At 37.3% G+C, this 5,949-nt stretch carries 8 protein-coding genes; 3 read left to right on the top strand and 5 right to left on the bottom strand.

All coding sequences use genetic code 11. The features are described 5' to 3' along the window. Positions 1-133 precede the first annotated feature (133 nt). On the top strand, positions 134-484 hold the full coding sequence (locus HET73_RS05580) for a TrbC/VirB2 family protein (protein WP_174133284.1): 351 nt from the start codon (positions 134-136) through the stop codon (positions 482-484). A 24-nt stretch (positions 485-508) separates the two neighbouring features. On the opposite strand, the gene grxD is transcribed toward HET73_RS05580, so the two are convergent. From grxD to HET73_RS05595, 3 genes are read right to left on the bottom strand one after another with little or no spacing between them, the layout of a single operon-like run. Beyond that, on the bottom strand, positions 509-832 hold the full coding sequence (gene grxD / locus HET73_RS05585) for a Grx4 family monothiol glutaredoxin (RefSeq protein ID WP_174133283.1): 324 nt from the start codon (positions 830-832) through the stop codon (positions 509-511). A 15-nt stretch (positions 833-847) separates the two neighbouring features. Continuing rightward, complete coding sequence (locus HET73_RS05590) at positions 848-1,066, bottom strand: BolA/IbaG family iron-sulfur metabolism protein (RefSeq protein ID WP_174133282.1); 219 nt, start codon at positions 1,064-1,066, stop codon at positions 848-850. A 52-nt stretch (positions 1,067-1,118) separates the two neighbouring features. After that, on the bottom strand, positions 1,119-2,438 hold the full coding sequence (locus tag HET73_RS05595) for a malic enzyme-like NAD(P)-binding protein (protein ID WP_174133281.1): 1,320 nt from the start codon (positions 2,436-2,438) through the stop codon (positions 1,119-1,121). A 128-nt stretch (positions 2,439-2,566) separates the two neighbouring features. Between HET73_RS05595 and pgsA the strand changes: the two genes are divergently transcribed. Together pgsA and HET73_RS05605 are read left to right on the top strand one after the other, a co-directional pair. Continuing rightward, positions 2,567-3,109, top strand: a complete 543-nt coding sequence (gene pgsA, locus HET73_RS05600) for a CDP-diacylglycerol--glycerol-3-phosphate 3-phosphatidyltransferase (protein ID WP_174133280.1) — start codon at positions 2,567-2,569, stop codon at positions 3,107-3,109. Between the two features lie 107 nt (positions 3,110-3,216). Continuing rightward, positions 3,217-4,137 (top strand): hypothetical protein, encoded by a 921-nt coding sequence (locus tag HET73_RS05605; RefSeq protein WP_174134154.1) that lies wholly within the window; start codon positions 3,217-3,219, stop codon positions 4,135-4,137. A gap of 176 nt (positions 4,138-4,313) precedes the next feature. Here the strand turns inward: HET73_RS05605 and HET73_RS08470 are convergent, their stop codons facing one another. Further along, positions 4,314-4,892, bottom strand: coding sequence for a hypothetical protein (locus HET73_RS08470; RefSeq protein ID WP_246210197.1), 579 nt, complete (start codon positions 4,890-4,892; stop codon positions 4,314-4,316). Between the two features lie 39 nt (positions 4,893-4,931). After that, positions 4,932-5,949, bottom strand: a 1,018-nt coding sequence (locus HET73_RS05615; RefSeq protein ID WP_174134155.1) for a recombinase family protein, incomplete at its 5' end; no start/stop codon positions are given.

Raw genomic sequence — 5,949 nt, forward strand, 5'->3', positions numbered from 1 at the left:
AGGTTGTCAAGGGGTTTTTAGTTCTGTTTTAGCAACTAATTAGATTTGCAGGCTTACCCAATTTTTATGCTAGATTTACCAAAAATTATACTATTTTAGATATAATCATAATGTCTAAATTTAAGGTATAGGGATGAACCCCACAATCAGGAGAGTTTTTAGTGTTTTTCTTATAGTGTTATTTATTTCCTTCTCTCATACAAGCAATGCTGCTAATACTGATCTTGATGCAACTACTAAAGTAATATGCAATATCATTAAATACGTTTGGGGAATAGGCGGACCTCTTATGACCGTAGTGATAATTGGCGCAGCTTTGCTCGCGATATTCGGTCGAATGCCATGGCCAGCACTTTTTGCACTCGGTGTATTTTGTGCCGTGTTTTTCGGTGCGAAAGCTATCGTGACAAGATTGATTAGTGGTATAGGTGGTACTGGTAATACCTCCATTATGGACAAATGTGGAGTGGACGAAAAGAAATAAATCCTTAACCACTTCTTGATGTCCTTACTCCGTAATAATATTTTTCTCTTTTAGCAAGCTTTGCAGCTCGCCTTTTTCATACATTTCGCGAGCGATGTCACAGCCACCAATAAACTCTCCCTTTATGTATAATTGCGGGATTGTCGGCCAATCAGAAAACTTTTTTATGGACTGACGTACTTCACCATTTTCTAGTACGTTAACACACTTAAACCTCACGTTTAATTTTTTGAGAATTGACACAACGAGCCCAGAAAATCCGCATTGAGGAAAATCAGAAGTGCCTTTCATGTACAACACCACATCGTCTTCCGCTATATCTTTTTTTATTTGTTCAAAATTGTTCATAAATTTACCTTAATCTTAAGCATTAGTTTCCAACTGCAAAGCATGTATGGACTGACCTTCCAAAGCCTTATATACCATTCTATGCTGCTCTATTTTTGTCTTTCCAAGAAAACGTCTGGAGGTTATTTTTAAATGATAATGATCATCATCTCCAGCAAGGTCGTTAATTTCTATATCGGCATCTGGAAATGATTGTTTGATGATTTTCTCTAATTCATGAATTGCGATAACCATTAATTTACTTTAAATTTTTATTATAAACCTAAAACGATCATACACAATTGAATTATTGTGAAGACAATAAATTCAGCGTGCTGAGAGCACTCGCAAGACGAGATTTTAATTGATTTTCATACTCATCCCAGTCTTGTATTGCCTTCCTTGCAACACCTGAGTTAACTGCAGCTTTTGCAACTGCAGGAGAGACTATAGAAATTAATCTTGGGTCAAATGGAGTAGGTATTACATATTCGCGTCCATAGCTCATTTTACGGCCACCATAGGCTGTAGATATCTCATCAGGCGCTTGCTCACGTGCAAGCTTTGCTATTGCATCTGTAGCTGCAATTTTCATTTCGTTATTTATTGTTGTTGCATGTACGTCAAGCGCTCCTCTGAATATATAAGGAAACCCCATTACATTATTGACTTGGTTATTGTAATCTGACCTACCAGTTGCGATTATTGCGTCTGGCCTTACAGATTTTGCAAACTCAGGCCTTACTTCTGGATCAGGATTAGCAAGAGCAAAAATAATCGGGTCTTTACCCATACTCTTTAACATCTCTTCGCTGAGCACATTCTTTGCAGATAGTCCGATGAATACGTCAGCGCCTTTTATTGCATCGAGTAAAGAACGTTCTTTAGTGTCAGCTGCATGCTTTTCCTTCCACTCGTTCATGTCCTCTTTTCTATCTTTGTATATCACTCCTTTTTTATCACATAGCACTATGTTTTTAGCGCCCATAGACTTTAATATTTCCAGACAAGCAATACCAGCTGCTCCAGCGCCATTCATGATAATCTTAACATCTTCTAATTTTTTCCCGGCAATATCAAGAGCATTTTCTATGCCAGCTGCAACAACCACTGCAGTTCCATGCTGGTCATCGTGAAACACCGGAATATCCATCAATTCATTCAGACGTTTCTCTATTATGAAACAGTCAGGGGATCTTATATCCTCTAAATTTATTCCTCCCCAACTTGGCCCAAGGTACCTTACTGCATTGATAAAATCTTCTATATTTTCCGTGTCAACTTCTATATCAACCGCATCAATGTCAGCAAAACGCTTGAATAAAACAGCTTTGCCCTCCATAACAGGTTTTGAGGCAAGAGGACCGATGTTGCCAAGCCCAAGCACCGCAGTACCATTTGAAATGACAGCAACGTAGTTACTTTTTGCCGTATAATCATAAACTACATCAGGGTTTTTAGATATTTCAAGGCACGGAGCTGCAACCCCAGGGGAATAAGCAAGCGACAAGTCATACTGAGTAGACAAGGGCTTTGTCGGCAAGATAGATATTTTACCAGGATTATTGCCTCTACTGTGATACTTAAGTGCCTCTCGTTTTGTGGTACTATCTAAGTCATCGTTCATCATTGTATCTTGAGCTCATAATTTTTAAGTATATGGAGTTTTGATAAATGTTCAATTGTAAACTATTAGCTTGTGAATTGCATTACACTCCTGTATAAGTTTACCATACTGCACTAAAGTTACACTGCATGTTTAAGAAAAACTTGCCTAATTTACTGACAATTTCTCGTGCGCTTGCAATACCAGCAATAATATTAAGTTTTTATATAGAGAACAAATATGCAAATTTGATAACAATATCAATCTTTATGTTTGCATGCATTACAGATTTTTTCGATGGTTACTTAGCGCGTGCATGGAAAGTCCAATCAAAATTTGGCAGGCTATTTGACCCTATTGCTGATAAATTAATAGTGGTTTCAACGATAATTATGCTAGTTTATAAGCATAAGATAAATGATTTTACGATAGTACCGTCAGTTATAATCGTTTGTAGGGAGATATTAGTCTCTGGTTTGCGGGAGTTTTTGATAGCTACAAATGTTAGCCTACCTGTAAGCAAAGTTGGAAAAATCAAAACATTTTTGCAGATGGTTGCTGTCGTTGCATTAATAATGAGCGATTATGAAACAGCTCAACGTATAGGTGCAACTTGTCTATGGATTGCAGCTATTATAACTGTGTGGTCAGGCTATAATTATGTCCTGGCTGGAATCAAACAGATAGGCTGAATTTCTTGAGAAACAATTAATATACAAAGTGGTTAAGATTTTAATAAAGTTGACTGAGTAATTGAAATCCTGTATAATATATTAGTTCATAAATCAGTTGGATTTGTATGACTGGTATTACAAGTAGCTTTGATATTAAGTCTTCTAAAAGACCAAAAGATAAAAAAGATTCTACAATGGAAGATCTTTTTCTGGATTTTGGGTCAGGAATTGAAGAAGCAGAAAAAAAGAGGAAGCTCGAACAAGGACTGTTAACGCTGAAAAAAAGAGAGCTATATAGACAATACGTGTCATTGGCAACAATGGCCCCATTTGCATTGCTGATGGCTATTGAGCTGGAAAAAACATGCAGCGATCAGGTATTGCTTGGTGTTATAAGTGGTGCACTAAGCCACGCTATATTACCTCTTACAGCTTTATCTCTTATTTGTACGCTATATTTAATTTATAATAATAGGAAGATAGCTCAAAAGGAACAGGAATTGAAGGATCTTAAAGATGGGAAAAAAGTAGAGAGAAAAGAGCATGATTTTCCTAGTATAAGTGAGTGTTTGATATATATCGAAGCTATAACAACTGCACTGGTTATTGTAGGTATGTTAATAGGTGAAGCATCTTCACTGGAAGCGGCAGAGGATGCGATTTTATTCCTTGCCAATGCAGTTGCTTTTCTTACAGCTCTTTATTATTATGTTGATGAGCGTGAAAAAAATAAGAAAAAGGAAACAGAGAAACCTAGTCTTGATGAGGAATCTAGAGCGAAAACTAACAATATGTCTATGGCTGGATTAGCGCTTGCTGGTGCCTCTATATTCTTAATAAGGAGGATAGTACTAATGGCGTTAGCATCGTCCCTAAACCCTGTTGTTGGGCCTATTTTAGGTCTTGTAGGTATTGCGCTTGTTATGGCTGCACAGGTATTAACTATACATTCCTATAGCAAAACGCTAAAAGATCCAAAAGTGGAGGGAAAAGGTGCTTCAAAGGGTAGCAGCCCTGTCTACAATGGCGGTGCACAAGGGCTGTAGTGCTCCGCGAAAGTAGCTAACTGGCATAAAAACCACTTCCCGCCAACCCATTATAATGATACTGAAGCTATTTTATTTATCTTCAAGCTGTATTAATAAAGCTGGCTTTGTTGTATAGCTACTTATGTATTTCTAAAGAAATTATCTTGGCGTTTATGTTTTTTAAGTATACCATTTTATGTTGGATTCAAAGAAGGATGAACAGACTGTTCCACGTTCTCTACTTCCTCTAGCTTGGTATTAGGCTTCAAAGTACTGTATAACGCAAAGCTCATACAAGCTAGTCCTATTATTCCTACAACCGCTGCTATGATATGCATTTTCATGATGTACGACGCAATACAACTTACCAACAACACTGCGCCAACAATACCAGCTATAATTGGTTGAATTGCCTTTTTTGATGATTTTTCGTCTGCAGAATTTCCTTTGCCAGATGGTTCAGCAGTAGAGGGGTTATCAGGGGCGTTTGGCTCTTGTGCAGTAGTGTCTATTGAAGCATTTTGGAGCTCTTCTCTGCTTTCACACATAGGTTGCCCTGTCTCGCTATTCTCGTTAATATCTTCATACAATTCAGTGTCAGTTTCTGTGGCTTTATCGACACTGGTAACCTCTTCTTGCTCACCAAGACTATCCTTAACATCGTTTGGTATAGCCATTGATTCCTCTATATCAGCTACTTTTGCAGCAGAGGTGCTTTTCCTATTTTTTAACTTTTTGGCAATATCTTTCCATGCTTTTTTTGGTGTTCTCATAACGTTTTCTCCTTATTTTTGCTTTTATAAACAGTGCTGTTACGCTGCTAACCCATAAAACTTTTCCAACTGCTCACTCCATAGCGTCGGTATTTCCCTTAAATCAGCTAACTTCAAACCACTTGGCTGTCTCCCATTTATTATGTCTTCCTTAATCTTTGGCGCTAAATAATTTAATCTTAAAATTTGATGTATTCGCCTCATGCTTATCTTAAATTTTACGCTCATCTCCCTCACACTCCTATATTTTCCAGCTTCCAATTGACGTCTCCACAGGTGGGCTTTTACCACTGCCTTTAACAGCGCATTATTTGTTTTTCCTTCTGGTTCTACTACTGTGCACTTGCTCCCTTTCTTCTTTAAATTCATTGGTATAAATCTTTCCTCTGATTCAGAGCATACCTCTATTCCATCTTCTCTCACCCATACTGTCTTTATTAATTTCTTCACCACTTCCTTCTGTTCTCCGAATTTTAAATTTTTCCATTCTTCCGCTTTTTCTCCCCGTTTTTCATATAACTGCTCTGCTCTCTTCATTACTTCTTTTTCTATTTCTCCGGCTATTACAGTCCGGTTTATTGATTCACAACCCTTTCCCCTCAGATGATTATTACATACATAATATCGGTACCTTTTATTTTCTTTTTTTGAGTATGTCAGCGTCATGTTTACATTACACCTCTTGCACTTTATCATCCCCTTTAGTAGCGCCTCTTCATATTTTTTGCCTCGATACGGTTGTTTCTTTATCGATTCTTGTGCTTTTTGCCAGTTTTCTTCTTCTATTATCGTTTCATGCTTTCCTTCGTACTGTTTCTTGTAATGCCTTATTTTTCCCATATATATCGGGTTTGTTATCATTCTCCTTATCGTCGCTTTTTTAAATACCTCTCCCCCATACACTTTTCCTGATTTTGCCTCAATTTTCTTCGTCCGATACCCTTTTTGGTTTAGCTCTCTTGCCAACTCTGCCATTGACTTCAGCTCCATATACCTTTCAAATATGTACCTTACCAACTTTGCTTCTTTCTCATTTATTATTAATTCCTTTTCTTTT

The sequence above is a fragment of the Wolbachia endosymbiont of Atemnus politus genome, assembly GCF_013309895.1.